Annotated in this window: 21 protein-coding genes, 1 tRNA gene and 2 pseudogenes; 6 read left to right on the plus strand and 18 right to left on the minus strand. The window is 72.6% G+C overall.

What is annotated here, in order from left to right; genetic code table 11:
* Complete coding sequence (locus ACFWU6_RS20595) at positions 1-576, plus strand: antibiotic biosynthesis monooxygenase (RefSeq protein WP_383798993.1); 576 nt, start codon at positions 1-3, stop codon at positions 574-576.
* Positions 577-583: 7 nt separating this feature from the next.
* Here ACFWU6_RS20595 and ACFWU6_RS20600 read toward each other — a convergent pair whose 3' ends face one another.
* The 15 genes and pseudogenes from ACFWU6_RS20600 to ACFWU6_RS20670 form a co-directional block, all read right to left on the minus strand.
* Positions 584-2,233 (minus strand): long-chain fatty acid--CoA ligase, encoded by a 1,650-nt coding sequence (locus ACFWU6_RS20600; RefSeq protein WP_383798990.1) that lies wholly within the window; start codon positions 2,231-2,233, stop codon positions 584-586.
* Positions 2,234-2,472: 239 nt separating this feature from the next.
* Positions 2,473-3,006 (minus strand): SigE family RNA polymerase sigma factor, encoded by a 534-nt coding sequence (locus ACFWU6_RS20605; protein ID WP_383798987.1) that lies wholly within the window; start codon positions 3,004-3,006, stop codon positions 2,473-2,475.
* 134 nt (positions 3,007-3,140) lie between these two features.
* Positions 3,141-4,307: a lipid-transfer protein gene (locus ACFWU6_RS20610; RefSeq protein WP_383798984.1), complete on the minus strand. Its 1,167-nt coding sequence runs from the start codon at positions 4,305-4,307 to the stop codon at positions 3,141-3,143.
* The gene (locus tag ACFWU6_RS20615) at positions 4,304-4,699 is read right to left on the minus strand and encodes a MaoC family dehydratase (RefSeq protein WP_383799182.1); all 396 of its coding nucleotides are present in this window, start codon (positions 4,697-4,699) and stop codon (positions 4,304-4,306) included. Before ACFWU6_RS20615 ends, ACFWU6_RS20610 begins: the two co-directional genes overlap by 4 nt.
* 18 nt (positions 4,700-4,717) lie before the next feature.
* The gene (locus ACFWU6_RS20620) at positions 4,718-5,743 is read right to left on the minus strand and encodes an acyl-CoA dehydrogenase family protein (RefSeq protein WP_383798982.1); all 1,026 of its coding nucleotides are present in this window, start codon (positions 5,741-5,743) and stop codon (positions 4,718-4,720) included.
* A complete protein-coding gene (locus tag ACFWU6_RS20625) occupies positions 5,743-6,618 on the minus strand; it encodes a bifunctional MaoC family dehydratase N-terminal/OB-fold nucleic acid binding domain-containing protein (protein ID WP_383982349.1) in 876 nt (291 codons plus the stop codon). Before ACFWU6_RS20625 ends, ACFWU6_RS20620 begins: the two co-directional genes overlap by 1 nt.
* Positions 6,619-6,791: 173 nt before the next feature.
* Positions 6,792-7,952 (minus strand): acyl-CoA dehydrogenase family protein, encoded by a 1,161-nt coding sequence (locus tag ACFWU6_RS20630; protein WP_383982378.1) that lies wholly within the window; start codon positions 7,950-7,952, stop codon positions 6,792-6,794.
* A gap of 200 nt (positions 7,953-8,152) precedes the next feature.
* Positions 8,153-8,505, minus strand: a pseudogene (locus ACFWU6_RS20635) (hypothetical protein).
* Between the two features lie 533 nt (positions 8,506-9,038).
* Positions 9,039-9,455 carry a DUF6344 domain-containing protein gene (locus ACFWU6_RS20640; protein ID WP_383982351.1) on the minus strand — a complete coding sequence of 139 codons (417 nt, stop codon included), beginning with the start codon at positions 9,453-9,455 and terminating at the stop codon, positions 9,039-9,041.
* A gap of 409 nt (positions 9,456-9,864) precedes the next feature.
* Positions 9,865-9,954, minus strand: a tRNA-Ser gene (locus ACFWU6_RS20645).
* 51 nt (positions 9,955-10,005) lie between these two features.
* Complete coding sequence (locus ACFWU6_RS20650; protein WP_383798970.1) at positions 10,006-10,971, minus strand: peptidase; 966 nt, start codon at positions 10,969-10,971, stop codon at positions 10,006-10,008.
* A 185-nt stretch (positions 10,972-11,156) separates the two neighbouring features.
* Positions 11,157-12,203, minus strand: a complete 1,047-nt coding sequence (locus tag ACFWU6_RS20655) for a YeiH family protein (protein WP_383798967.1) — start codon at positions 12,201-12,203, stop codon at positions 11,157-11,159.
* Positions 12,203-12,751: a cysteine dioxygenase gene (locus ACFWU6_RS20660; RefSeq protein WP_383798964.1), complete on the minus strand. Its 549-nt coding sequence runs from the start codon at positions 12,749-12,751 to the stop codon at positions 12,203-12,205. Before ACFWU6_RS20660 ends, ACFWU6_RS20655 begins: the two co-directional genes overlap by 1 nt.
* Positions 12,752-12,830: 79 nt before the next feature.
* A complete protein-coding gene (locus tag ACFWU6_RS20665) occupies positions 12,831-13,736 on the minus strand; it encodes a LysR family transcriptional regulator (RefSeq protein WP_383798961.1) in 906 nt (301 codons plus the stop codon).
* Between the two features lie 224 nt (positions 13,737-13,960).
* A complete protein-coding gene (locus ACFWU6_RS20670; RefSeq protein ID WP_383982353.1) occupies positions 13,961-15,505 on the minus strand; it encodes a S1C family serine protease in 1,545 nt (514 codons plus the stop codon).
* A gap of 238 nt (positions 15,506-15,743) precedes the next feature.
* On the opposite strand from ACFWU6_RS20670, the gene ACFWU6_RS20675 reads away from it, so the two are divergent.
* The 3 genes and pseudogenes from ACFWU6_RS20675 (at position 15,744) to ACFWU6_RS20685 (ending at position 18,383) form a co-directional block, all read left to right on the plus strand.
* On the plus strand, positions 15,744-16,532 hold the full coding sequence (locus ACFWU6_RS20675) for a glycerophosphodiester phosphodiesterase (RefSeq protein ID WP_383982380.1): 789 nt from the start codon (positions 15,744-15,746) through the stop codon (positions 16,530-16,532).
* Positions 16,533-16,616: 84 nt separating this feature from the next.
* A pseudogene (locus ACFWU6_RS20680) lies at positions 16,617-17,218 on the plus strand (ATP-binding protein).
* Between the two features lie 190 nt (positions 17,219-17,408).
* The gene (locus tag ACFWU6_RS20685; RefSeq protein WP_383982355.1) at positions 17,409-18,383 is read left to right on the plus strand and encodes a DUF5926 family protein; all 975 of its coding nucleotides are present in this window, start codon (positions 17,409-17,411) and stop codon (positions 18,381-18,383) included.
* A gap of 180 nt (positions 18,384-18,563) precedes the next feature.
* Here the strand turns inward: ACFWU6_RS20685 and ACFWU6_RS20690 are convergent, their stop codons facing one another.
* Both ACFWU6_RS20690 and ACFWU6_RS20695 read right to left on the minus strand, forming a co-directional pair.
* Positions 18,564-19,136: a hypothetical protein gene (locus tag ACFWU6_RS20690; protein WP_383798952.1), complete on the minus strand. Its 573-nt coding sequence runs from the start codon at positions 19,134-19,136 to the stop codon at positions 18,564-18,566.
* Between the two features lie 109 nt (positions 19,137-19,245).
* On the minus strand, positions 19,246-20,007 hold the full coding sequence (locus ACFWU6_RS20695; protein ID WP_383982357.1) for a bifunctional DNA primase/polymerase: 762 nt from the start codon (positions 20,005-20,007) through the stop codon (positions 19,246-19,248).
* Between the two features lie 529 nt (positions 20,008-20,536).
* Here ACFWU6_RS20695 and ACFWU6_RS20700 point away from each other — a divergent pair.
* The gene (locus ACFWU6_RS20700) at positions 20,537-22,066 is read left to right on the plus strand and encodes a PP2C family protein-serine/threonine phosphatase (RefSeq protein ID WP_383798946.1); all 1,530 of its coding nucleotides are present in this window, start codon (positions 20,537-20,539) and stop codon (positions 22,064-22,066) included.
* Positions 22,067-22,159: 93 nt separating this feature from the next.
* On the plus strand, positions 22,160-23,626 hold the full coding sequence (locus tag ACFWU6_RS20705) for an aminopeptidase P family protein (protein ID WP_383798943.1): 1,467 nt from the start codon (positions 22,160-22,162) through the stop codon (positions 23,624-23,626).
* A 151-nt stretch (positions 23,627-23,777) separates the two neighbouring features.
* On the opposite strand, the gene ACFWU6_RS20710 is transcribed toward ACFWU6_RS20705, so the two are convergent.
* Complete coding sequence (locus tag ACFWU6_RS20710; protein ID WP_383798940.1) at positions 23,778-24,218, minus strand: ATP-binding protein; 441 nt, start codon at positions 24,216-24,218, stop codon at positions 23,778-23,780.
* Between the last annotated feature and the right edge of the window lie 103 nt (positions 24,219-24,321).

Consider the following 24,321-nt stretch of genomic DNA (forward strand, 5'->3'; position numbering starts at 1 on the left):
ATGGCCATCACGAACACGAGCGAGCAGAGCGTCCCGGCCGACAGCGGGGAGGTGAACCTTCTGATCGCGCGGCAGGTGGATCCGGGCCACGAGGAGACCTTCGAGGCGTGGGCGCACGGCATCCTGGAAACGGCCGCCCGCTTCCCCGACCACCTGGGCTACGGGCTCTTCCGCCCGGCCGCGGAGGGCGGGCCGTGGTTCCTGGTCCACCGCTTCCGCAATCAGGAGGCGTTCCGGCGCTGGCAGGACTCCGCCGAGCGGGCGGAGTGGTTCTCGAACTGCCTGGGCCACCACCACACGGAGATAGCCCGGCGGGAACTGCACGGCATGGAGACGTGGTTCGCCAAGCCGGGTACGGCCCGGCCCGCGCCGCCGCGGTGGAAGATGGCGATCAGTTCGGGACTCGCGATCTTCCCGATCTCGCTGGCGGGCAACGCGGCGCTCGGGCCGTACCTGGTGGATCTGCACTTCGTGCTGCGAACGGCCGCCTTCGCCGTCGTCTTCAGCACCCTGATGACCTACGTGGCCATGCCCGCCGTCAGCAGGCTGCTGCGGCCGTGGCTCACCAGGGGCTGAGGACCGCTCAGTCCAGTTTCGTGACCTCCAGTGCGCCCTCGGCGTACTGCTTGCGGATCACTTTCTTGTCGAACTTGCCGACACTGGTCTTCGGCACGGCCTCGACGATCGTCCAGCGCTCCGGGAGCTGCCACTTGGCGATCGACTGGCCGAGGAACGCGCGCAGGCCCGCGTAGTCCACGGTCGCGCCCTCCTTGAGGACGACGGTGGCGAGCGGACGCTCGCCCCACTTGTCGTCCGGGACGGCCACGACGGCCGCCTCGGCGACCTCGGGGTGCGCCATCAGCGCGTTCTCCAGCTCCACGCTGGAGATCCACTCGCCGCCCGACTTGATGACGTCCTTGGCCCGGTCGGTGAGGGTGAGGTAGCCGTCCGGGCTGATCACGCCGACGTCGCCGGTCTTGAGCCAGCCGTCGGCGCTGAACTTGTCCTCGGGACGGACAGGTTCCCCGGAGGCGCCCCCGTAGTAGGCACCCGCGATCCAGGCGCCGCGGACCTCCAGCTCGCCGGCCGACTCGCCGTCCCAGGGCAGGCGGTCGCCGCCGGGGCCGACCAGCCGGGCCTCGACTCCCGCCGGGAAGCGGCCCTGGGTGATCCGGTAGGGCCACTCCTCCTCGGCGCTCAGGCCCGCGGGCGGGTGCGCCATCGTGCCCAGCGGGGAGGTCTCCGTCATGCCCCAGGCGTGGCAGAGGCGGACGCCGAGCTTGTCGTAGGCCTCCATCAGGGAGGGCGGACAGGCCGCACCGCCGATGGTGACCTGCTTCATGGAGGTCAGGTCCCGCGGGTTGGCGGTGACCTCGGCCAGCAGCCCCTGCCAGATGGTCGGGACGGCGGCGGCGTGCGTGGGCTTCTCCCGCTCGATCATCTCGGCGAGCGGGGCGGGCTGCAGGAAGCGGTCCGGCATCAGCATGTTGATGCCGGTCATGAAGGTGGCGTGCGGCAGCCCCCAGGCGTTCACGTGGAACTGCGGGACGACGACGAGGGTGGTGTCCTTGTCGTTCAGACCCATCGACTCGGCCATGTTGACCTGCATGGAGTGCAGGTAGATCGAGCGGTGCGAGTAGATGACGCCCTTGGGGTCCCCGGTGGTGCCGGAGGTGTAGCACATGGCGGCCGCCTGGCGCTCGTCCAGCTCGGGCCAGTCGTAGGTGTCGGGTCGGCCCGCGAGGAGGTCCTCGTACTCGTGGACGCGCACGCCCAGGCCTTCCAGCGCGGAGCGGTCGCCGACGCCGGCGACCACGACGTGCTCGACGGTGGGCAGGTGCGGCAGCAGCGGCGCCAGCAGGGGCAGCAGCGTGCCGTTGACCAGAACCACCCGGTCGGCGGCGTGGTTGACGATGAAGACGAGCTGCTCGGGAGGGAGCCGCAGGTTCAGCGTGTGCAGGACCGCGCCCATGGACGGGATCGCGAAGTACGCCTCGACGTGCTCGGAGTTGTTCCACATGAGGGTGGCGACGCGGTCGTCCTGGCGGACTCCGAGCTCGTCGCGCAGGGCATTGGCGAGGCGGGTGGCGCGCGTACCGATCTCGGCGAAGCTGCGGCGGTGCGGCTCCGCCTCTCCGGTCCAGGTCGTGACCTGGGACTTCCCGTGGATCGTCATCCCGTGCTGGAGTATGCGGGTGACGAGGAGCGGTACGTCCTGCATGGTGCTCAGCAAAGCGTCCTCCCAGTGAGCGCTGCGGCGCTGCGGCGGCTACGGATGCTGCCGATTCTGCGCACGTACCGGTCGGTCTGTCACTACCCGAGAGTAGAAACCCCCCTGATGTTTCACGTGAAACAGCGGACGCGCCCACGGGGCAGCCCGCGCTGTTTCACGTGAAACGTGGGGCGGGCCGGCGGGGCTGGTGTTTCACGTGAAACACCGGCCGGCGGGACGCGTCCGCCCGGGCCCCGGTGTCAGCGCACCAGGGTGAGCTCCGGGTCGTCACGGAGCTTGGCCAGCGCGCGCGAGACGGCGCTCTTGACGGTGCCGACCGAGACACCGAGCAGCTCGGCGGTCTGCACCTCGCTGAGGTCCTCGTAGTAGCGCAGGACGACCATGGCCCGCTGCCGTTCCGGCAGCCGGGTCACCGCGCGCCACATCGCGTCGCGCAGCGCCTGCGCCTCCGCGGGGTCGGCGGCCGGCGCCTCCTCGGTCTCGGGGAGCTCGTCGCAGGCGAACTCGTCGACCTTGCGCTTGCGCCACTGGGAGGTGCGGGTGTTCACCAGGGCCCGCCGGACGTAGCCGTCCAGCGCGCGGTGGTCCTCGATCCGGTCCCAGGCCACGTACGTCTTCGCGAGGGCGGTCTGGAGCAGGTCCTCGGCGTCGCACGGGTTGGCGGTGAGGGAGCGGGCGGTGCGCATCAGGACCGTGCCGCGGGTACGGACGTACGCCGAGAACGACGGATACGGCGTCGGGTTCGAGGCGAGCGTGCACACTGGCGTGGTCATGTGTCCACGCTAGGAGCGCGGGCGCGTCCCGGAATCGGCCGCAGGTGCCTAAGGGGAATCCCCCTCAGGTTGTAGGACCGGCGTGCCCCCCACCTCCTGTAGGTGGAGGAGGAGGGGCCCCGGCTCCCCGGTGCTCAGCCGTCGGTGCCGAGGACCAGTCCGGAGGTCGGCACCCCGGTACCGGCCGTGACCAGGACGTGTTCCGCCCCGGTGGCCTGGTTGACGGAGGTTCCCCGCAGCTGGCGGACGCCCTCGGCGATGCCGTTCATGCCGTGCAGGTACGCCTCACCCAGCTGGCCGCCGTGGGTGTTGATCGGCAGCGCGTCCGCAGCGACGAAATCGGCGGCCTCACCCGGCTTGCAGAAGCCGAACTCCTCCAGCTGCATCAGCACGAAGGGGGTGAAGTGGTCGTAGAGGATGGCGACGTCGATGTCGCCGGGTCGCAGGCCGCTGGTGCGCCACAGCTGGCGCGCGACCACGTCCATCTCCGGGAGGCCGGTGAGGTCGTCGCGGTAGAAGGACGTCATGGCCTCCTGGCGGCGGCCCGCACCCTGCGCGGCGGCGGTGATCACGGCGGGTTTCTGCCGCAGGTCGCGGGCCCGCTCGGCGGTGGTGACGACGAGGGCCTGGCCCCCGTCGGTCTCCTGGCAGCAGTCCAGCAGCCGCAGCGGCTCCACGATCCAGCGCGAGGCGGCGTGGTCGGCGAGGGTGAGGGGCCTGCCGTGGAAGTACGCGGCCGGATTGTTCGCCGCGTACCGCCGGCCGGTGACCGCGACGTGCCCGAAGGCCTCCGGGGTGAGGTGGTGGGTGTGCAGGTAGCGCCGGGCGGTCATGGCCACCCAGGAGGCGGGGGTGAGGAGTCCCCAGGGCAGGGACCAGCCGAGCGCCGCACCCTCGGCCGACGGTTCCCGCTGCTGTACGCCGGAGCCGAAGCGGCGCCCGGAGCGCTCGTTGAAGGCGCGGTAGCAGACCACGACCTCCGCGACGCCGGTGGCGACGGCGAGGGCTGCCTGCTGGACGGTGGCGCAGGCCGCGCCGCCGCCGTAGTGGATGCGGGAGAAGAAGGAGAGGTCGCCGATGCCGGCCGCCTGGGCGACGGTGATCTCGGGGCTGGTGTCCATCGTGAAGGTCACCATGCCGTCGACGTCGCCGGGGGTCAGACCGGCGTCGGCGAGGGCCGCCCGCACCGCCTCGACGGCGAGGGTGAGTTCGCTGCGGCCGGAGTCCTTGGAGAACTCGGTCGCGCCGATGCCGACGATGGCGGCGCGGCCGCCGAGCGCGTCGCGGGCGCGGACGCTCATGCCGCTCCCCCCTGCGCCAGCATGACCGTGACGGTTCCGGTGACGTGGTGGCCGAGGCCGTTGGCGCCGAGGACCCGGATCTCGGCGGTGTCCCCGTCGAGGGCGGTGACGGTGCCGGTCAGGATCATCGTGTCGCCCGGGTGGTTGGGGGCGCCGAGGCGGATGGCCACCTTGCGCAGCACGGCCCGCGGGCCCAGGTGGTCGGTGATGTAGCGGCCGACCAGGCCGTTCGTCGTCAGGATGTTCATGAAGATGTCCGGGGAGCCCTTCTCGCGGGCGAGCTCCGCGTCGTGGTGCACGTCCTGGTAGTCGCGGGAGGCGATCGCGCCCGCGACGATCAGGGTCCGGGTGACCGGGATCTCCAGCGGCGGAAGCTCCGTACCGACCCGTATCGCGCCGTGTCCCATGTCTCAGCCCTCCTGCGCCAGTACGGCGCCCAGTTCGGACAGCAACTCGGCGCCGCTGCCCAGGTACGCGTCCAGCTGGCGCCCCCACAGGAAGTGCCGGTGGACGGGGTGCTCCACATCGGCGCCCGCGCCGCCGTGCAGGTGCTGCCCCGCGTGCACCACCCGCTTGCCCGCCTCCGAGGCCCACCAGGCGGCCGTCAGTGCGTGCTCGCGCGCCGGGAGGCCCTGGTCGATGCGCCAGGCCGCCTCGTAGGCGGTGACCCTGATCGCCTCGGTGTCCATGTGGGCGTCGGCCGCGCGCAGCATGACCCCCTGGTTGGTGGAGAGCGGGCGGCCGAACTGCTCGCGCGTGCCGGTGTACTCGACCGCCCGCGCCAGCGAGCCCGCGCAGACGCCCGCCTGGAGCCCGGCGAAGGCCGTGCGGGCGGCCGCGAGCACGCTGTCGTGGGCGCCGGCCGAACCGAGGGCCTCGGCCTGCGCCCCGGACAGCTCCAGTCGGCCGGCGGCCCAGGGAGCCGTGGTCTCCACCGGGGAGGCCGCAACCCCCGGCGCGTCGGTCCGTACGAGCCACAGGGCCCGCGCGGCGTCCGGGACCAGTACGTGTGTGGCCCCGCGCAGCCAGGGCACGACCGGGGCGGTCCCGGTGAGCCGGCCGCCCTCGGCGGTGATCCGGCCGCGGGCCGGGAAGGCCCCGGTGGCGACCGCCTCGCCCGTGCCCAGGGCGGGCAGCAGCCGGGCGCGCTGCTCGGCGCTGCCGTGCGCGGCGACGGGGAGCACCCCGTACGCGCAGGTGGCGGCGAAGGGGACCTGGGCGGTGGTGCGGCCCTGCTCCTCCAGCAGCAGGACCAGCCCGAGGAGGCCGATGTCCTCGACGGCGGCCGTCAGCCCGGCCGCGGTGAGCGCCTTCCACAGCTCGTCGTCGCTGCCGCTGCCGGCGGCGGCGAGCCGTTCGTGGGTGGCGAGGTCGCCGAAGATCCGGGCGGCGAGGCCGACGGCGGCGGCCTGCTCATCGCTGGGGCGGAAGTCCATCAGCCCTCGCCCCCGCGGAAGACGGGGAGTTCCAGGTCGTCGTCGACGCGCAGGAACTCCAGCCGGACCGGCAGGCCGATGCGGACCTCGTCGTACGGGACGCCGGTGATGTTGCTGACCATGCGGACGCCTTCGGCCAGCTCGACGAGGGCGACCGCGTAGGGCGGGTCGAAGGCCGGGAAGGGCGGGTGGTGCATGACGACGTAGCTGAAGACGGTGCCGGCGCCGGAGGCTTCCACCGTGTCCCAGTCGGGCGAGGCGCAGGCGTTGCAGCCGGGGAGCCAGGGGAACCGGAGGGCCGCGCAGGCGGTGCAGCGCTGGATCAGGAGCCGGTGGTCCCGGACCCCGTCCCAGAAGCCCTGGTTGTCGCGGTTGACCACGGGACGGGGTCGGCGTGCCGGGGGCCCGGCGGGCTTCTTCGCGGCGGGTGCGTACTTCAGGATGCGGAAGCGGTGCGTGCCGGCGGGCTCGCCGTTCGCGCGGACGTCCATGCGGGTGGTGACGAAGTGGCCGGTGCCCAGCCTGGTCGTCTTGCGGGCCGATACGGACTCGATCACGGCGTCGAAGGCGACGGTGTCTCCCGGCCGGAGCGGGCGGAGGTACTCCTGCTCGCAGTCGGTGGCCACCACGGAGGTGAAACCGGCTCCGTCCAGGAGCGAGAAGAGCTCGTCGTAGGCGGAGGACCTGTCGCCGTGGCCGGAGAGCCCGCCCATCGTCCAGGCCTGGAGCATGGTGGGCGGGGCGATGGCGTCCGGTCCCGCGTAGGCCGGGTTCGCGTCGCCCATCGCCTCGCACCAGTGCCGGATCATCGGTTCGTTGACGGGATCCTTGCCGCGGCCCGCGGTGGCGGCGGGCCGGCCTTCGAAGCCCGCCAACCGCGCGTGAAACCGGGCTGCGGCCTCGGCCTCGGCCTCGGCCTCGGTCCCGGTCCCGGTCCCGGTCCCGGTCCCGGTCGCAGCATCCGCCGCAACCGTGGCAGCGGCGGCTCCTGCCGTACCCGTCGATGCTGCCGCACCGGGCGCACCAGCCGTCCCAGCCGTCCCAGCCGTCATCGCTTCCTGCCCTTCATGCCGAGCCGCATCATGGCGACGATCTCCCGCTGGACCTCGCTCACCCCGCCGCCGAAGGTGTTGATCTGCGCGGCCCGGTTCATCCGTTCCAGCCCGCCGCCCGCGAAGGCCTCGGGCCCCCGTACGAAGGCCTCCTCGCCCACCACTTCCTGGCACATCCGGTACACCTCGACGGTGGACTCGGTCCCGAGGAACTTCACGCCGCTGGCGTCCCCCGGGGCGAGGCTGCCGCCGCCGACGTCCTGGACGAGGCGCCAGTTGAGGAGGCGTACGGCTGCCAGCCGCGCGTGTGCCTCGGCGAGCCGGGACCGCACCCACGGGAGGTCGGCCGGACGCTCCCCGGTGACCGGGTCGGCGGTGCGGGCATGGGTGAGGGTCGCCGCGTAGAAGTCCTCGGCCTGCATGCCGATGGCCGCGAGGGCGACGCGTTCGTGGTTCAGCTGGTTGGTGATCAGGCCCCAGCCGCCGTGCTCGGGACCGACCAGGTTGCCGGCCGGCACGCGGATGGAGTCGTAGTACGTGGCGGTGGTGGTCAGACCGCCCACCGTCTGGATGGGGGTCCAGGAGAAGCCGGGCGCCGCCGTGGGCACCAGGACGATCGAGATGCCCTTGTGCTTGGGCGCCTGCGGGTCGGTGCGGCAGGCGAGCCAGATCCAGTCCGCGTTCTGGGCGTTGGAGGTGAAGATCTTCTGCCCGTCGATCACCCAGTCACCGTCGGGCCCGCCGTCGCGGACCGCGCGGGTGCGGAGGGACGCGAGGTCGGTGCCGGCCTCGGGCTCCGAGTAGCCGATGGCGAAGACGAGCTCCCCGGCGAGGATGCGGGGGAGGAAGTACTCCTTCTGCTCCCGGGTCCCGTACTTCATCAGCGTCGGGCCGACGGTGTTGAGCGTGACCATGGAGACGGGGGCGCCGGCCCGGTAGGCCTCGTCGAAGAAGACGAACTGCTCGTCAGCACCCCGGCCTTGGCCCCCGTACTCGACGGGCCAACCCAGTCCGAGCAGTCCGTCGGCGCCGATGCGGCGCAGCAACGCGCGCTGGAGGGAAGGGTTTTCGGGCACCCCGTCCGGCAGCAGCTCCCTGAAGTACTCCCGCAGTTCGGCGCGCAGCCGCAACTGTCCTTCGGTCGGGGCGAGGTGCACGGCGCTGGCCTCCCGGCATGACATCGGCAAGAATCTGACTGTCCGTCAGATTGCCCTCCGGTGTCAAGGTCGGGAGGGGGCCGGCGGCGCACGGGCGGGGCCGGCTCGGCAGGGTCACGCGCGAGGGCGCCTGCGCTACCGGACCCCGGCCGGTCCGGTCGCACAGGCGCCCTCAGGAGTGGGAGCGGCTCAGGCCGAGCTCACCACCAGGGGTGGAAGTCGACCGCGACGTTCGAGTTGGACTGCTGGATCGCGGTGAAGGCCGAGCCGTTGACCTGCGCGGTGCTGTTCTGATTGGAGGCGCCGGCACCGGTGGCACCTGCTGCGAGGTGGAGGAGTTGCCGTGGTTGTCGCCGCCCACGCCGCTGCCGATGACGTCGGCGCCGCTCGCATTCGATCCGTCGTTCCCGAGGGCGCCGCTGTCGGCCGTGGCCACGCCGCCGAAGAGGGCGACGGCGAGCGGGAGAGCGACGGCAGCGGCGATGGCGCGGGCGGCAGTTGGCCTGCCGCCCCGGCCGTTCCGTGTGGGACGCTCCCCTGCCCGCCCGGACACCCCAGGTCAGCGTCTCGACGCCCGGTGAAACCCTTGCCCCACAAGGGATGGAGCGTTCCTTCAGATCACCGTGTCCCGGGCATGCCGAAAGGGGCCGCACCGTCCGGAAGCCCCGTCGACTTCCGGTCTGCGGCCCTGCGATCCCAAGCTTCGTGCCCCCTGCACGCCCCGGGCGTCCGCCGGGGCGTTCCATCCGTGCCCCGCTCCGGGGCACCGCTCGGCGCGATCCGCGACCACGGAGGGCCGGGCTCCAGCGCCTGCTGCTGTTCCTGCTCGCGTACGTCCTCGCCGCATGCCGCTCCGGCCCGCGCATCATGGTCGTCGCATCTGCGTCTACGCGCACATCCGTACCTGTATCTACACCTGTACCTGTACCTGCTCGCCGCATTCACGCTCGCGCGTGTCGCCGTGCACCGCACTCGCGGTGGTGCTCGTACGGGGTGTGGTGTTCCTGCCTTCGCTCCCGTTCGGCGGCGGCGGCGCGTGCGCCTGCGGCACCGGACTCCGCGGCTAGAGCGAGCCGCTGGGGGGAACTACGCGGCGAGCGCGAGCGCTTCCCGGGCGGTGGCGGCAGTGGCGGCGCTAGCGGCGGGGGCTCCGGCGCGGGGTCCCGGCACGCTCAGGGCTCCGGCGGACGAACCGGACCCGGCGCCCATGGCCGCCGCGGTGGTCGAGCGTCGGACGGACGGGGTCTTGCCGTGCGCCTCGGCGCGGATCCGCTGCTTGATGGTGGGCGGGAGCGAACCGTCCCGCATCATCGCCCGCCAGGTCCGTCGGGCCGTGACGGCCTTCCGGCGTGCGGTGACGGCCGCGGGTGCCGGAACGGCGGGGGCGGAGATCCCGGCAGCAGCCGGGGCGGCCTTCCCACCGAAGCCGAGGGAGGCGAGGAGAGCCACAAGGGCGGTCAGGACGGCAGTCCAGATCGAGGTGACGCTGGTGCGGTGAGCCATGACGGGTGCCTCATTTCGCGATGTTCGGACGGGCGGATCTGAATACATTCGTCATGATGTGGCTGCAACCGCACGACCCCCACCCCGCGCGCCGATCTTCCGACAAACACCACTCAAAAGGCCCAAAACGCTCTCCCGGGAGCAAGCAACCACGGGGAATCAGGGTCCTTCGCGCCCCCGACACGCGGCGCTTCCGGCGGGTCGCCGACCCCGCAGACTCAAAGCCGGACGGCAACCGGGAAAACGCTCCCCGAACCTTGACCCGCACGAGCACACCTCCCTCCCGGGCACAGGGACGGTACGCCCACGGCCGGATCGGCGGGTTCCCCCGCGACCGCCGGCCGGGAAACGGCGAAGGGGCGCCTCTCGGTGAGAGACACCCCTTGCGGCCGACGCCGGCGCCGGCCTGTGGCGGTGGGTGTGGGATTTGAACCCACGGTGACATCGCTGCCACGACGGTTTTCAAGACCGTTCCCTTAGGCCGCTCGGGCAACCCACCTGGCCGGTACAGAGTACCGGGCTGCGGCGGGCTCGGGGGCGGGCTCCTGGGTCAGGCGCTCTGGGCCTTGTCGTAGGCCGCCTTGGCCTCGTTGCCGAAGTACGGGCCGAACATGCGGTTCGGCAGGAAGGTGTAGCCGAAGCTGTTCACCGAGACCTGGGTGCCCAGGCCCGTGGCCTCGTTGAAGTCCTGGAACCAGGGGCCGCCGCTGGAACCGCCGGTCATGTTGCAGGACAGGCCGTGGTCCCTGGTCAGCAGGAAGTCCTTGCTGCTGTTGCCGCTGCAGTAGACGAGCTTCGAGCCGTCGTACGGGGCGGCGGCGGGGAAGCCGAAGGAGTACATCCTCTTGTTGTAGCCGCCGTTGAAGAGGATTCCCTGGGCCCCCACGGCCTGGCTGAGCGTCCGGCCGTTCAGCGGTGCGACGACCGCCAGGCCGACGTCCATGTTCATGTCCTCGCTCGCCGCCCACTGGTCGGTGGCGAAGGTCTTGGTGGCCGACCACTGGCCGTAGGGCGCGTTGCCGTTGTCGTAGGCGGGGACGAAGACCCAGTTCGTGTGCCAGGCGCCCTGGTACTTCACGCAGTGGCCGGCCGTGATGACCGTGCTGCCGTTGGCACTGGTGATCGAGTCGCCGGAGCAGGACGCCGTCCGGCCCCCCATGCTGAAGAAGACCCGGCCCGAGGTCTTGACCACCGCCCCACCGCCGGTCCAGGCGCCGCCCGGCTGCGGGAAGGCCGTGGGTGATACGGGCGACGGGGCGGTCGGCGCGATGGAGGTGGGACGGCCCTCGGCGGAGACCGGGGTACGGGCCGAGACACGGCCCGGACCGGGGGCCGCCGTGAGGTCGAGCGGGGTGGCCGCCCGCATCCGGTCCGCGGTCCAGAAGCCCTGGGTGTGCTGCTGCCGGAAGGACGCGGGGGTGTCTGCGGCGGCCACCGGGGCCGCGGCCGTCAGTGCGCCCGCGAGCAGGGCGCCTGCCGACAAGAGGACGGAGAGGGCGGTGCGATGACGATTCACGCATGACTCCTTCTGCCGTGCCCGAACCGGGGCAAGGTGGGGGTGAAGAACGGTCGGTGCGGATCGGCGCTGCGCGGTGCGGCGTGCCGGGGCAGAGTGGCACGGCGACGCACGGATGTCAGGAGGCGGTCGGAACGTTCGGTCGGTTCCGGCCAGGAATTGGCCAACTCCCTTCCGTCGAGGCGTCAGTGGGTGAGCAGGACACCGGCGTACGCGACCCCGGCCACCACGGCCCAGGCCGCGAGACCCAGCGCCGCGGCCCGCCCACCGGTGCGGGCCAGCGTCGGCAGGTGCACCGCGCTCCCCAGGCCGAACAGTGCGGCGGCCAGCAACGCCTCCTGGACGGTGTGCGCCCAGCCCAGGGCCGCGTCGGGCAGTACCCCGAGGGCACGCAGTGCCGCCGCCGCCAGGAACCCGGCCACGAACAGCGGCACCGGGGCCGGCCGGCGCCCCGAGGCCGTACGGACCCCGCGCCGCCGGGCCCGTACCGAGAAGGCCACGGCCGCCACCAGCGGGGCCAGCAGGGCCACGCGCATGAGCTTCACCAGTACGGCCTCGCCCAGAGCCCCCGGGCCGGCGGTCTGGGCGGTCGCCACCACCTGGCCGACGTCGTGGACACTCGCCCCGACCCAGCTCCCGAAGGCCGCGTCGGACAGGCCCAGGGGGGCCTGCAGGAGCGGCAGGACTGCGATGGCCAGCGTCCCGCACAGGGTCACCAGGGCCACGGACGCGGCCACGTCCTCCTCGTCGCTGCCCGAGACCTCGCTCACCGCGCCGATCGCCGACGCCCCGCAGATCGAGTACCCGGTGGCAATCAACAGCGGCTGATCCCCGGGGAGTCCGAGCCTTCGACCCAGCCAGAGCGTGCCGAAGAAGGTGGCCGCGACCACCCCGGCGACCATGGCCACCGTCGCCCAGCCCAGCCGGAGCACCTGGTCCAGCCCCAGACCGAGGCCGAGCAGGACGATGCCGATCCGCATCAGCCGCCGTCCGGCCAGGGAGAGCCCCGGGCGCGCGGTCCCCCGTACGAAGACCCGTACGCCGGGCAGGTGCGCGGCGGCGATGCCCAGGACCACCGAGGCGGTCAGCATCGGCACCGCGGGGACCGCCCGGTGGATGAGCCAGGCCGCCAGCGCTCCGCCGACGGCCGCGGCCAACCCGGGCCAGGGCGCGGATGTTTCACGTGAAACACGGTGGGCCGGCACGCTCTGGTGCCGGCTGAGGAGGGCCATCAGTCGACGGGGAGGGAGTAGACGCGGCGGATGCTGGTGCCCAGCCGGGATATGTCGGCGCCGTACACGTGGAGGGATATCGCCGTGCTGCCACAGGAGTTGCGCACCTTGTGGATGTCTCCGGGGGGTGCGAATCCGCAGACCTCGCCCTGCCCGTTGACCACGTCCTCCGTGGCGACCAGCCGTGCGGTGCCGGCGCCGGGTGCCAACCGGTAGCGCCGCTCGCTCTCCTCGCCCAGGTGCACGCCCGCCACGCACCACGACACGTGGTCGTGGATGCAGGTCTCCTGGCCCGGCAGCCACACCAGGGCCACCACCGAGAAGCTGCCGTCGGACTCGGCGTGCAGCACGTGCTGCCGGTACCGGTCGGGATCGCCCTCGCACTGCGCCGGGGTCAGGAGGTCGCAGGCCCCCAGGTGCGGCGCAAGCCGTTCGCCGACCAGGTACGCGGTCAGGTCGGGAGCGAGGCCCCGGTCCACGACCGTACGGATCTCACGTACGAGGGCGGCCATCCTCGTGGTGGTACGGGCCGGCGTGGTGGTGGTCATGTCCGCAGCGTCCTGCGGACGTTCCATCACGTCCAACGACAGTTGTGACCCGAAATCCCAGGCGCCGCTTATGGATCGCTCAGCAGCCGACCCGGTTCGCGGCCACCCTCTTCAACGCGTCGAGCACCACCGCCGTGGCCGGGACGCGCAGGTGGTCCCGGTACACGTAGGCGGCGATGTGGCGGCGCGCGGCGGGCTGCAGCGCCCGTCCGCAGACCCGGCTCAGCGAGAGGGAGGGCAACACCAGCGCGGGCGTCATCGCCACGCCCAGCCCCTGCGCGACCAGGCTCTGCACCACCAGGTTGTCGTCGGTGGCGAAGCGGATGTCGGGCACGAAGCCGAGCTCCGCGCACTCGTGCAGCAGGTTGGCCCGGCAGCGCGGACAGCCGGCGATCCACCGCTCCTCGGCGAGGTCGGCCAGCTGGACCGCGCGCCGCCGGGCCAGCGGGTGCCCGGTCGGCAGCAGCACCGTCAGCTGGTCCTCCAGCAGGCGGACCTCGGCGACCTCGTCCGGGATCTCCTCGTGCAGTCCCGGATAGGTGAAGGCCAGGGTGATGTCGCACTCCCCGCGCTCCAGTCTGCGCAGGGACTCCGGGGGCTCACCCTCAAGGAGCTCCACCTGGATGCCGGGATGGTCCTTGGCCAAGTCGCTCAGGGCCTCGGGGACGAGCGTGACGTTGGCACTGGGGAACCCGCAGAGCCGGACCCGCCCGGTGCGCAGGCGGGCGTAAGCCCTCAGCTGGGCCTCGGCGGCGGAGAGGCTGCCGAGGATGGTCTCGGCGTGCCGGGACATCGACTCCCCGGCCTCGGTGAGCTGCATGCGGCGGCCGACCCGGGTGAACAGGGGGGTGCCGACGGCGCGTTCGAGCGCCTTCATCTGCTGGGTGATGGCGGGCTGCGTGTACCCGAGGACGCGGGCCGCCGCCGAATAGGACCCGGAGGTGACGACCGCGTGGAACGTGCGGATGTGCCGGGAATCGAACACGAGCGAAGCATAAGCGGACGTTGGGAGGGGCCGCAGGCGGAATCCCGCCTGCGGCCCCTCCTCATCGAGCCACCCTCCAGCGGCCGTCTGCCGCTTCCCGCGGCGGAGCCGGTGCCGTTCGGCGCCCGTTGCGCGCCGGCCGCGGCCCGCGAGCCTGCTGGGCGCTGCCTGCTGCTGCCCGCGCTGCTGTCCGCTGCCTGCTGTTGCCCGTTGCCTGAATTCGGCTACTTGTCGCCGACCCGGGAGCCGAGGGTGATGTCGACCGTGTTCGGCTTGCCGCCGCGCAGGTAGGTCAGCTTCACCGTGTCACCGGGCTGGTACGTCCAGATCATGCTGATCAGGGTCGGACCGCTGTCGACCGGCTTGCCGCCGAACTCGGTGATGAGGTCGCCCGGCTTGAGGCCGGCCTTGCCGGCCGGTCCGTTCGGGTCGACCAGCTCGTCGGCGGCCGCACCCTGCTCGGAGATCTTGGCTCCGGCGGCCTTGGCCTGGAGGTCCACAGAGACCGAGATGACGGGGTAGACCGGCTTGCCCGTCTTGATCAGCGACTGGGCGACGTTCTTCGCCTGGTTGATCGGGATGGCGAAGCCGAGGCCGATCGAACCGGCCTGACCGCCGCCGAACCCGCCGTTCCCGGCGGACTGGATCGCGGAGTTGATGCCGATGACCGCTCCGCGGCCGTCGAGCAGCGGGCCGCCCGAGTTGCCCGGGTTGATCGAGGCGTCCGTCTGGAGGGCGCTCATGTACGAGTTCTTGCCACCGGAACCGTCGCCGGAGGCGACCGGGCGGTTCTTGGCGCTGACGATGCCCGTGGTGACCGTGTTGGACAGGCCGAAGGGGGCGCCGATCGCGATGGTCGCATCGCCGACCGCGACCTTCTCGGAATCGCCGAGCGGAAGCGGCTTGAGGCCGGGGGGCGGGTTCTTCAGCTTGAGCACGGCGACGTCGTAGCCCTGGGCCCGGCCCACTACCTCGGCTTCGTACTTCTTGCCGTCGGAGAAGGTCGCGGAGAGCTTGCCGCCGTTCGCGGCGGAGGCCACGACGTGGTTGTTGGTGAGGATGTGGCCCTGCTGGTCGTAGACGAAGCCGGTGCCGGTACCGCCCTCGCCGTCGCCGGTCGAGGCCTCGATGGTGACCACGCTGGGCAGCGCGCCGGAGGCCAGCCCGGCGATGGAGCCCGCGTCGCGCTTGAGGTCCCTGGGGGTGTTGCCCGCGCTGATCGTGGTCGAGCCGCTGCCGTTGTCGCTGCGCTCGGCCGCCCAGTAGCCGACGCCGCCGCCGATGCCGCCGGCGAGGAGCGCCGCGACGAGGACGCCTGCGACGAGACCGCCCCGGCCCTTCGGCTTGGACGGCGGGGTGCCGTCGCCGGTCGGCGGGACGCCCCAGGCGCCGCCGCCGTGACCCCCGTGGCCGCCGGCCACGCCGTACGCCGGAACCGTGGGCGGCGGAGGCGGCCAGCCCTCCGCCGCGTGCGCGGCCGGCGCGGTGCCGTCCGCCGGGGCCTGGGCGTAACCCGCGGCCGGGGCCTGCGGGTAGCCCGGAGGCTGGGCCCAGCCCTGAGCCGGGGCCTGCGGATGCGGGGGCGGTGTCGGCGGAAGCTGCTGGGTCACCGGGTCGGCGGCGGGCGGAGCCGGCGCGTGGGTCGGCTGCGGCGCGTGGGCCGGCTGCGCCGCGTGGGCCGCCGCCTGCGTCTCGGAGGCCGGAGCAGGTGGTGCGGACGGGGCCGCGGGGGGCGTGGGGGCCGCGGTGCCCTCGTTCTCGGTGCTCACAGCGCTCTCTCCTCGTCACACACGGCTTCGGCAATCTCTGGCGTCATCGGTCCGGCTGAACGTTCGACGTGCCGTACAAGTTCCTGGGCAAAGCCTTTCCCATGACCCGTCAGAGCACTGTAAGCCGGACCTGTGAGTCTCCCCTCATTCTTTATGTCCGGCATTTCGGGCTCACTGCAGGAGCCTGCCCCGCCGTTCGGAGCCCACACGGTGGCACCATGACCCGGTGACCCACGCAATGCCGCGCACCATCCAGGTCGTCGCCCACCGCGGCGCCTCGGAGGATGCCCCCGAGCACACCCTGGCCGCCTACCGCAAGGCCATCGAGGACGGCGCCGACGCCCTCGAATGCGACGTACGGCTCACGGCCGACGGCCACCTGGTCCTGGTCCACGACCGCCGGGTGAACCGCACCTCGAACGGTCGCGGCGCCGTCTCCGCCCTGGAGCTGGCCGATCTCGCCGCCCTCGACTTCGGCTCCTGGAAGGACCGCGAGGAGTCCCCGGACTGGGACTCCGACCCGGAGCGGACCTCCGTCCTCACCCTGGAGCGCCTGCTGGCGCTGGTCTCCGACGCCGGACGGCCGGTACAGCTGGCGATCGAGACGAAGCACCCGACCCGCTGGGCCGGACAGGTGGAGGAGCGTCTGCTCTTCCTCCTCAAGCGCTTCGGCCTGGACGCCCCGCCCGCCGAGGGGCCGCACCCGGTCCGGGTCATGAGCTTCTCCGCCCGCTCCCTCCACCGGGTGCGGGCGGGCGCCCCCACCATCCCGACCGTGTACCTGATGCAGTTCATCTCGCCCCGCATGCGGGACGGCCGGCTGCCGGCCGGGGTGCGGATCGCCGGACCCGGCATGCGGATCGTCCGCGCCCACCCTGGCTACGTCCGCAGACTTCAGGCCGCGGGACACTCCGTCCACGTATGGACCGTCAACGATCCGGAAGACGTTCAGCTCTGCGCTGATCTGGGCGTGGAAGCGATCATCACGAACAGGCCGCGCCAGGTTCTGTCACAATTGGGCCGCTGACGTCCCGTTTTACGCACCCGCCTCCTCCACCCCCGCCGTTACAGGGTGTGCCCCGGCGCATTCGCTCCGCATGTGTCGTCATGAATGCGTCAGAGGCCTCCGCCACGGCGGTTTCCGGTCCAGGCCAATGGGGCATTCAGACCATGCGTGGGGCTAAGGAGGTTCCGGGGGTGGCGTTGGTGGTGGCACAGGAAGTGCCCACGTCGTCGTGCATGGACGTACGCCATGGTCCTGCGGGCGTGGGCGCGGCGAGGCACCGCATGCGTGAGCAACTGCGCATGGGCGGCGTGGCCGAATCGGTCGTGGACGATGCCGTTCTGATCCTTTCCGAACTGCTCAGCAACGCCTGCCGGCACGGCAGGCCGCTGGGAGCGCCGGAGGACGGGGACGGGCAGATACGCGCCGCATGGCGCATCGACACCACGGGACGGCTGACGGTCGAGGTCACGGACGGCGGCGGGCCCACGCGCCCGGTCCCGGCCACCCCCTCGGTCACCGCGCGCGGCGGCCGGGGGCTGAACATCATCAGCGCCCTGGGCCAGGACTGGGGTGTGCGGGACGGAGCGGCCGGTGAGGTCACCGTCTGGGTGACCGTTGCCTGCGGGCCCCGGCATGAGGATTTCGCTACGCGCGTTGCGCCCCCGGCGATCGACTTCGCGACGGCCTTCGACGACATGGAGCCCTGACCACCCGCGTTCCCCGCGGCCCGGGCGACCGGCCCCGGGGGAGGGACGGCACCGGACAGCGGCGGGCGCGAGCGTCCGCGGGCGCGCGCCGACCGTGCGCCCGGCCGCACCCCACCGGTTCCGGCGGTACGAACGGCTAGGCTCGCGCCCAGAGACGACGCCGTACCGCCGCAACCGGGAGACACCCACGATGGCCAAGAAGCGCCCCGCAGCCAAGACTGCAAAGCCGCAGCTCAACAACGGTGAGATCCCGGTGGTGGGCGCTCGCGAGCCCTGCCCCTGCGGCTCCGGGCGCCGTTACAAGGCGTGTCACGGCGCGGCCGCCGCGCACGCCGTCACCGAGCACGTCCAGCGCCCCTTCGAGGGCCTGCGCGGCGAGTGCGACTGGGTCGCACTGCGTGAGCTCGTCCCCGCGGCCACCGTGCCGCTGTCCCTCAAGGGCGGCCTGCCCGAGGGCGTCCCCTCCGTCACGCTGGTGACCGTACTGCCCATGGCCTGGCCGGCGCTGCGCCGCGAGGACGGCTCCGTCCTGCTCGGCCTGCAGAACGAGTCCTCCTCCGGGGACCTCGCCCGCGACATGGCGGACACGCTGGAGCGTGCGCTCGCCGCTGAGCCGGGCACCCCTGTTCCGGCCCGCCGAGTTCCGGCCGAGGGTCCGCGACTTCAGGATCTCCTGGACTCCGACGGCGGTTTCGAGCCGGTTGTTCACTCCGGATTCGAATTCTGGATTCCGGAATCCGAGAGCGCCCAGAACGCCTCCCCGGAGATCGCCGCCTCCCTCGAACGCGCCAACGCGGCGGCCATTCCCACCGTCAAGCTGGCCGGTGTGGACGCGGCCTACTGGTGCGAGACCCCGGACAAGAACCACCTGCGCTGGGTCATGCCGCACGCCGAGGAGAAGCTGCTCGACGCACTCGCCCGGCTGCACGCGGCCGGCACCTCCTCGCTCGGAGAGGGCACCCGACTGGTCGGTTCCTTCCGGGCGCACGGGCTGATGGTCCCGGTCTGGGACCTGCCGACCGGCGTCACGGCGGACGACGTCGAGAAGCCCGCGGCCGAGCTCGCGGAGCGGCTCGCGACGGCTCTGGCCACCGACGCACCGCTGACCACGGAGGAGCGCCGGGCGCGCGGCGGGCTCACCAACCGCCAGGTGACCCTCAGCTGACCTGCGGGCCCGTCCGGGAGCCGTGACCGGAGTCACAACTCCCGCTAATCGTCTGCAAATCGGTGTCCGAATATCAGAGATCGAATTTGCGAACAGGCGATCTCTTGTTACCGTCCTTGTAGCCCGGTCGCTGGTGCATCCCCCGTCGCCAGCGACCGGGCGCTTGGTTTTCCGCGGTGGTCAACCGTCGGACGGTGCCGGTGAGTTGCTCCCGGACCGCAACAGCAGCTTCCCTTCATCATCCGGAATTGCAAACTCCGCTACGGCCGAGTAACTGTCCGCCGCACCGGCGGAGGGCTCCCGCGGCGTCTCGCACAGCCCCGGCTCGTCGCCCGCCGCCACCGCGCACCGGATCTGCACCGTGCGCCCCGCCGGTCCCATCACGGTCAGCACCGCGTCCAACGCGCGACCGCTGGTGTTGCGGTAGTAACTGCGGCCCCACGCAAGGCCCTCGCCGACCAGGACGCAGGTCTGCGCCTCCACGCCCTGCGGCGAGGACACCTCGGGTCCGCAGCGCGCGTCCGCGCGGGGCTGCTCGACCGGCCCGGGGCGCTCGCGGCCGGCCGCGGCCCCCGGGGCGGCCGATGGCGCGGGAGCGGTTCGCGGAGCGTCCGAAAGCCCGAGCGTGGAGAACAGGCCGCCGCCTTTCCCCTCATCCCGACCGGCGAAATCCGGCCCGGCGATCGCGCCGGCGAGCGGGAGCGACAGGATGATCAGCACACCGGCGCCGATACCGATCAGGCGGAGATTCATTCGCCGAACATAGCGATCCGGGAATGGGGCGCGGAGATCCCCGCGCCCAATTCCCTTGTAAACCGGTCCCGCCGGCACCCGTACGAGTGATCCGCCGATGCCCGCAAGGTCAGTAGGCGAGCCGGCTGCCGCCACCCGCGGCGCCGGTGGACGCCTCCACGAGCGCGTCCACGACCGCTTCGACGTCGGGCAGCCAGGGGGCGCCCGCGGCGTCCGACGGATCGGCGCCGCCCGCCGACCGGAGCCGGTGGCGCGGCCGCCGGGACGGCTGCGGCCGCGGCTCGCGCTCCCAGCGCACCTGTCCGCCGCTGGAGGCGGCGGACGGCGGCAGGAGCAGGTAGCCGCCCTCGCCGTGGAAGCGCAGCGAGGAGGGCACGTGGTCCTTGGCGTAGAGCAGTTCGCCGAGCCGCTCCAGGGAGTACGGCGCGACCAGCAGGGACCAGCGGGTGGGCGTGGCCACGATCGGCCCGAGCCGCAGGTCCTGCGCGTCCAGCCGTACGAGGGCCTGCGCGGCGGCGGCCGCCGGCAGGCTCACGGCACACGGGGCGGCGCCGCCCGTGGCCATCAGGACGGGTGCGGCGGGCCGGTTGGTCCACCACCAGGTCACCATCCGGGGGTCGGTGGTGGCCGCGAGCAGCCCCGGGTCGAAGGGGTGCGCGCCGGGGACGACGCAGTCGGGGTCGGGGCAGGCGCACCGCGCGCCGTCCGTACCCGACCGGCCGACGCCGGGCAGTACGGGCCACTGCCACGTCGCGGCACAGGTCAGCGCCGCGTCGAGGAGGGCCGGCGAGCGGCCCGCCCGCGGGGCGGGGCGCAGGGATGGAAACCGATCGCGGAGCCGCTGGAGACGCCTTCCGAGGATCTCGCGCATGAGCGCTCGTTCCTTTCCGTTGAACGCCGAAGGGGCCACATCACACCATGTAACCGGTGTCTCACCACACGTACACGTTTCGCGTTCTCGTCCGCCAGAAGCAGGTTCACCCGGGTCCGTGCGTTTTCTCGCGGGCCCGTCGAGCCGTGGAGCCGTCGAGCCGTCGAGCCGTCGGTCGGTCGAACGTCCGGCGGGGCGGAACGCGATCCGCGCCGGCACCCGCACCGGGCCCCACGGGGACCGGCTGCCGCCGCTAAGGACGGCGACCCGCGCCGAACGGTTCCCGGCGCCTGCCGGGGCGCCGTCCGGCCGTACCGCGGAGGTGTCGTGGCGCCGCCGGGGGACCGCGGAATGCCTGCCGTGCAGTGTCAACTGGCCCCGGGCGCTGGCGATTACGTACCCGGGCCCCTGGTGGAGCCCGCCCAGTCGATCGCAAAAACTGCCGGGTTCCAGCTTTTTCCGGCCAAGTTCTAGCCTTGGCTCGACCGTGAGTTGCCGTCCCACGAACACCAGAATTCCCAGCTGGGCAATGCTGGACATGCATCCACGTGTGCGTGTAGATGTGGATTCATTGATGGCGGCGCAGCACGATCTGGGGGTTTGCGATGCTATATGGCGAATCGCACCAGGTGGAAAGGCGGACGCCATGAGCGCCCCGCATCTGCCGAAAGTGGCTGGAATCGATCCAGCAGATACCGCGTCACCGGACACTGCGGCGCCCGCACCCGTACGGAGCGCACCCGCCGCGGTGCCTCCGCCCGCCCCGGGCAGCCTGATCCAGGACCGCCTCGCGGGCATGGTCTCGGACCTCACCACCCTCCACGAGCTCACCGAGCGCCTGGCCCGCGCCGATGACCTCGAATCCTCCCTGCGCGAATTCCTGCGCGCGGGAGCCGTGCTGGTCGGCGCCCGCCGCGGCCTGATCGTGCTGGAGCCCTCCGACGGACTCGGCCCGACCTCCACGATCGGCCTCGGCCTCGGCCACGCCGACCTCGGCCACATCGAGACCGTGCCGCGCAGCGCGACCTCGTACGGCCGCATCCTCGACGGGCTCCCCGACGCCGAGGGCGGCTCCGAGGTGCTCCCCGAACCGGACGCTCCCGCCGGCACGGGCGGTTTCGCCGCCCCCGTCGACCCCCGCCACCGGGAGGTCGCCGCCCGCCTGGGGTACGCCGCCAGCTACGCCCTGCCGCTGGCCGCCGAGGCGACCGGTCGGCTCGGCGCGGCCGTCTGGCTCTACGACGAGCAGGCCGAGCCGAGCGACCGCCAGCGCGACCTCGCCGGCCTCTACGTACGGCACGCGGCCGAGCACCTGGCACGGATGCTGGAGGTGGAGCGCTCGCGCGCGTACCTGGCCACCGTCGCCGAGGAGTTGCTGCCCAGCCGGCTTCCGCGCATCCCCGGGGTCCAGCTCGCCGCCCGCCACCACACCGGGCCGCGCGGCGGCGGCGACTGGTACGACGCCCTCCCGCTGCCCGAGGGCGCCCTGGGACTGGCGGTGGGCTCCGTCACCGGATCCGGTCCGAGCGCCGTCGCCGCGATGGGACGGCTGCGCGCCTCCCTGCGCGCGTACGCCGTCATGGAGGGCGAGGACCCCGTCGCGGTCCTGTCCGACCTGGAGCTGCTGCTGCGCCTCACCGAGCCCGCCCGCTCGGCCACCGCGCTCTTCGCGTACTGCGAACCCGCCCAGCGCAAGATCATCTTGGCGGGGGCCGGGCACGCCCCGCCCCTGCTCATCGGCGAGCGCCGCACCGAGTACGTGGAGACCTCGCTCTCCGCGCCGCTCGGCATGCTGTCGTGCTGGGAGGCGCCGAGCGTGGAGATCGAGCCCGCGCCCGGAGAAACGGTGCTGCTCTACACCGACGGCCTGCTGCGCCGCACCGGCGACTCGATGGACCGGGCCTACGCCCGGCTCCACTCGGCGGCCGCGGCCGTGCCCCGCGCCCTCCGGGACGATCCCGCGGCCCTCTGCGACCACATCCTGCGGACCGTGCTGCCCGAGGGGGATCCGGCTGACGCCCCCGAGGACATCGTGCTGCTCGCCGCCCGATTTGAGTGATATTGCACATCACCCTCCGGGTACCTTCCGCTCACACATACGATGGACGGGGTCCACACCCAGGTCCCTGCCTGTCGTAGCTGAGGAGAAGACGTGGCTGACGAGCTCACCCCGGAGACCCCGGAAGAAGAGCAGCCCAAGAAGACGCACAAGCAGCGCAAGAACGGTCTGTACCCGGGCGTCAGCGACGAACTGGCCGAGAGCATGCGCACCGGCTGGGCCGACACCGAGCTGCGCGGCCTGGAGCCGATCCCCCAGGCCCCGCACACGGCCGCCCGACGCGCCGCGCTGTCCGCGCGCTTCCCCGGCGAGCGCCTCGTCGTCCCCGCGGGCCGGCTGAAGACCCGCTCGAACGACACCGAGTACCCCTTCCGGGCCTCGACCGAGTACGCCTACCTCACCGGCGACCAGACCGAGAACGGCGTCCTGGTGCTGGAGCCCACCGGGGACACCGGCCACACCGCCACCGTCTACCTGCTGCCCCGCTCCAACCGGGAGAACGGCGAGTTCTGGCTGTCCGGTCAGGGCGAGCTGTGGGTCGGCCGCCGCCACTCCCTCGCCGAGGCCGAGCAGCTGCTGGGGATTCCCGCCAAGGACGTCCGCGAGCTGGCGGAGGCCCTCACCGGGGCCGAGGGCCCGGTCCGCCAGGTCCGCGGCCACGACAGCGTGATCGAGTCCGCCCTCACCGACAAGGTGACCAAGGAGCGCGACGAGGAGCTGCGCGTCTACCTCTCCGAGGCCCGCGCCGTGAAGGACGACTTCGAGATCGGCGAGCTGCAGAAGGCCGTCGACTCCACCGTGCGCGGCTTCGAGGACGTCGTGAAGGTCCTCGACAAGGCCGAGGCCACCTCCGAGCGCTACATCGAGGGCACCTTCTTCCTGCGCGCCCGCGTCGAGGGCAACGACGTCGGCTACGGCTCGATCTGCGCCGCCGGGCCGCACGCCTGCACCCTGCACTGGGTCCGCAACGACGGCGACGTCCGCTCCGGAGACCTCCTGCTGCTCGACGCCGGTGTGGAGACGCACTCCCTCTACACCGCCGACGTCACCCGCACGCTGCCGATCAGCGGCACGTACACCGACATCCAGCGCAAGATCTACGACGCGGTCTACGAGTCGCAGGAAGCCGGCATCGCCGCCGTCAAGCCGGGCGCGAAGTTCCGCGACTTCCACGACGCCTCCCAGCACGTGCTGGCCGAGAAGCTCGTCGAGTGGGGGCTCCTGGAGGGCCCGGTCGAGCGCGTACTGGAGCTGGGCCTGCAGCGCCGCTGGACCCTGCACGGCACCGGCCACATGCTCGGCATGGACGTCCACGACTGCGCCGCCGCGCGCACCGAGGCGTACGTCGACGGGACGCTGGAGCCGGGTGTCTGCCTGACCGTCGAGCCCGGTCTGTACTTCCAGGCCGACGACCTGAGCGTGCCCGAGGAGTACCGCGGGATCGGCGTCCGGATCGAGGACGACATCCTCGTCACCGAGGACGGCAACCGGAACCTGTCGGCCGGGCTGCCCCGCACCTCGGTCGAGGTCGAGGCGTGGATGGCCCGCCTCAAGGGCTGAAGAGCCGTGGAAGGGCCGCGGGCAGCCGTGTTCCGCGCGGTGGCGGCGGCCCGGCGGTGAAGTCCCGGTGGCCGGGACCCGGTCAGGGTCCCGGCCACCGGGGTGTCCGCCCTTGCCGGGCCCGCCCGTCCCGGCCGGGGGCCCCCGGCGGCTACGAGACGTTCAGCAGGGCGCCGTCGCGCCACTTCAGCATCTTGTCGAAGCTCACCACCGCGCCCCGGCCCGGGCGGTTGCGGAAGCGGACGTGGTCGGCGAGTTCCGCGATCAGGTGGAGGCCCCGGCCGTGCTCGGCCAGGGAGGGTCTGCGGCGGGCCACCGTCGCGGCGGGGAAGCCCGGCCCCGAATCGGTCACCTCGATGCGGCAGCGGTCCCCGTCGAGGTAGGCCGTGACGTCGTACGCCCCGGCCTCCCCGGTGACGCCGCCTCCGCCGTGCTCGACCGCGTTCGCACAGGCCTCGGTGAGCGCCACCGAGAGATCGAAGGAGATGTCAGGGTCCACCCCCGCGGTCTCCATCGTCCCCAGCAGCAGTCGCCGGGCGAGCGGCACGCTCGCGGCTTCGCGCCTCAAGTGGAGAGACCACCAGATGCTCATGCGGTTACCTATTGCCGCCCGCGCGGGGCGGTAAGCGCCCTGCGGCCGTCAGAGCGCGCAATGACCTCGTTCAGCCGATGCGGCGGTCCGGGGCCACGGTGTA

It is taken from the genome of Streptomyces sp. NPDC058674, assembly GCF_042716505.1.
GTDB lineage: Bacteria > Actinomycetota > Actinomycetes > Streptomycetales > Streptomycetaceae > Streptomyces.

What these genes read in the sequence shown, in the direction of transcription:
- ACFWU6_RS20700 (WP_383798946.1), top strand. Translation starts at nt 20,537, where the DNA reads ATGCTGGACATGCATCCACGTGTGCGTGTAGATGTGGATTCATTGATG.
- ACFWU6_RS20690 (WP_383798952.1), bottom strand. Translation starts at nt 19,136, where the DNA reads ATGAATCTCCGCCTGATCGGTATCGGCGCCGGTGTGCTGATCATCCTG.
- ACFWU6_RS20675 (WP_383982380.1), top strand. Translation starts at nt 15,744, where the DNA reads ATGCCGCGCACCATCCAGGTCGTCGCCCACCGCGGCGCCTCGGAGGAT.
- ACFWU6_RS20620 (WP_383798982.1), bottom strand. Translation starts at nt 5,743, where the DNA reads ATGGACTTCCGCCCCAGCGATGAGCAGGCCGCCGCCGTCGGCCTCGCC.
- ACFWU6_RS20685 (WP_383982355.1), top strand. Translation starts at nt 17,409, where the DNA reads ATGGCCAAGAAGCGCCCCGCAGCCAAGACTGCAAAGCCGCAGCTCAAC.
- ACFWU6_RS20610 (WP_383798984.1), bottom strand. Translation starts at nt 4,307, where the DNA reads ATGAGCGTCCGCGCCCGCGACGCGCTCGGCGGCCGCGCCGCCATCGTC.
- ACFWU6_RS20695 (WP_383982357.1), bottom strand. Translation starts at nt 20,007, where the DNA reads ATGCGCGAGATCCTCGGAAGGCGTCTCCAGCGGCTCCGCGATCGGTTT.
- ACFWU6_RS20660 (WP_383798964.1), bottom strand. Translation starts at nt 12,751, where the DNA reads ATGACCACCACCACGCCGGCCCGTACCACCACGAGGATGGCCGCCCTC.
- ACFWU6_RS20640 (WP_383982351.1), bottom strand. Translation starts at nt 9,455, where the DNA reads ATGGCTCACCGCACCAGCGTCACCTCGATCTGGACTGCCGTCCTGACC.
- ACFWU6_RS20710 (WP_383798940.1), bottom strand. Translation starts at nt 24,218, where the DNA reads ATGAGCATCTGGTGGTCTCTCCACTTGAGGCGCGAAGCCGCGAGCGTG.
- ACFWU6_RS20605 (WP_383798987.1), bottom strand. Translation starts at nt 3,006, where the DNA reads ATGACCACGCCAGTGTGCACGCTCGCCTCGAACCCGACGCCGTATCCG.
- ACFWU6_RS20655 (WP_383798967.1), bottom strand. Translation starts at nt 12,203, where the DNA reads ATGGCCCTCCTCAGCCGGCACCAGAGCGTGCCGGCCCACCGTGTTTCA.
- ACFWU6_RS20595 (WP_383798993.1), top strand. Translation starts at nt 1, where the DNA reads ATGGCCATCACGAACACGAGCGAGCAGAGCGTCCCGGCCGACAGCGGG.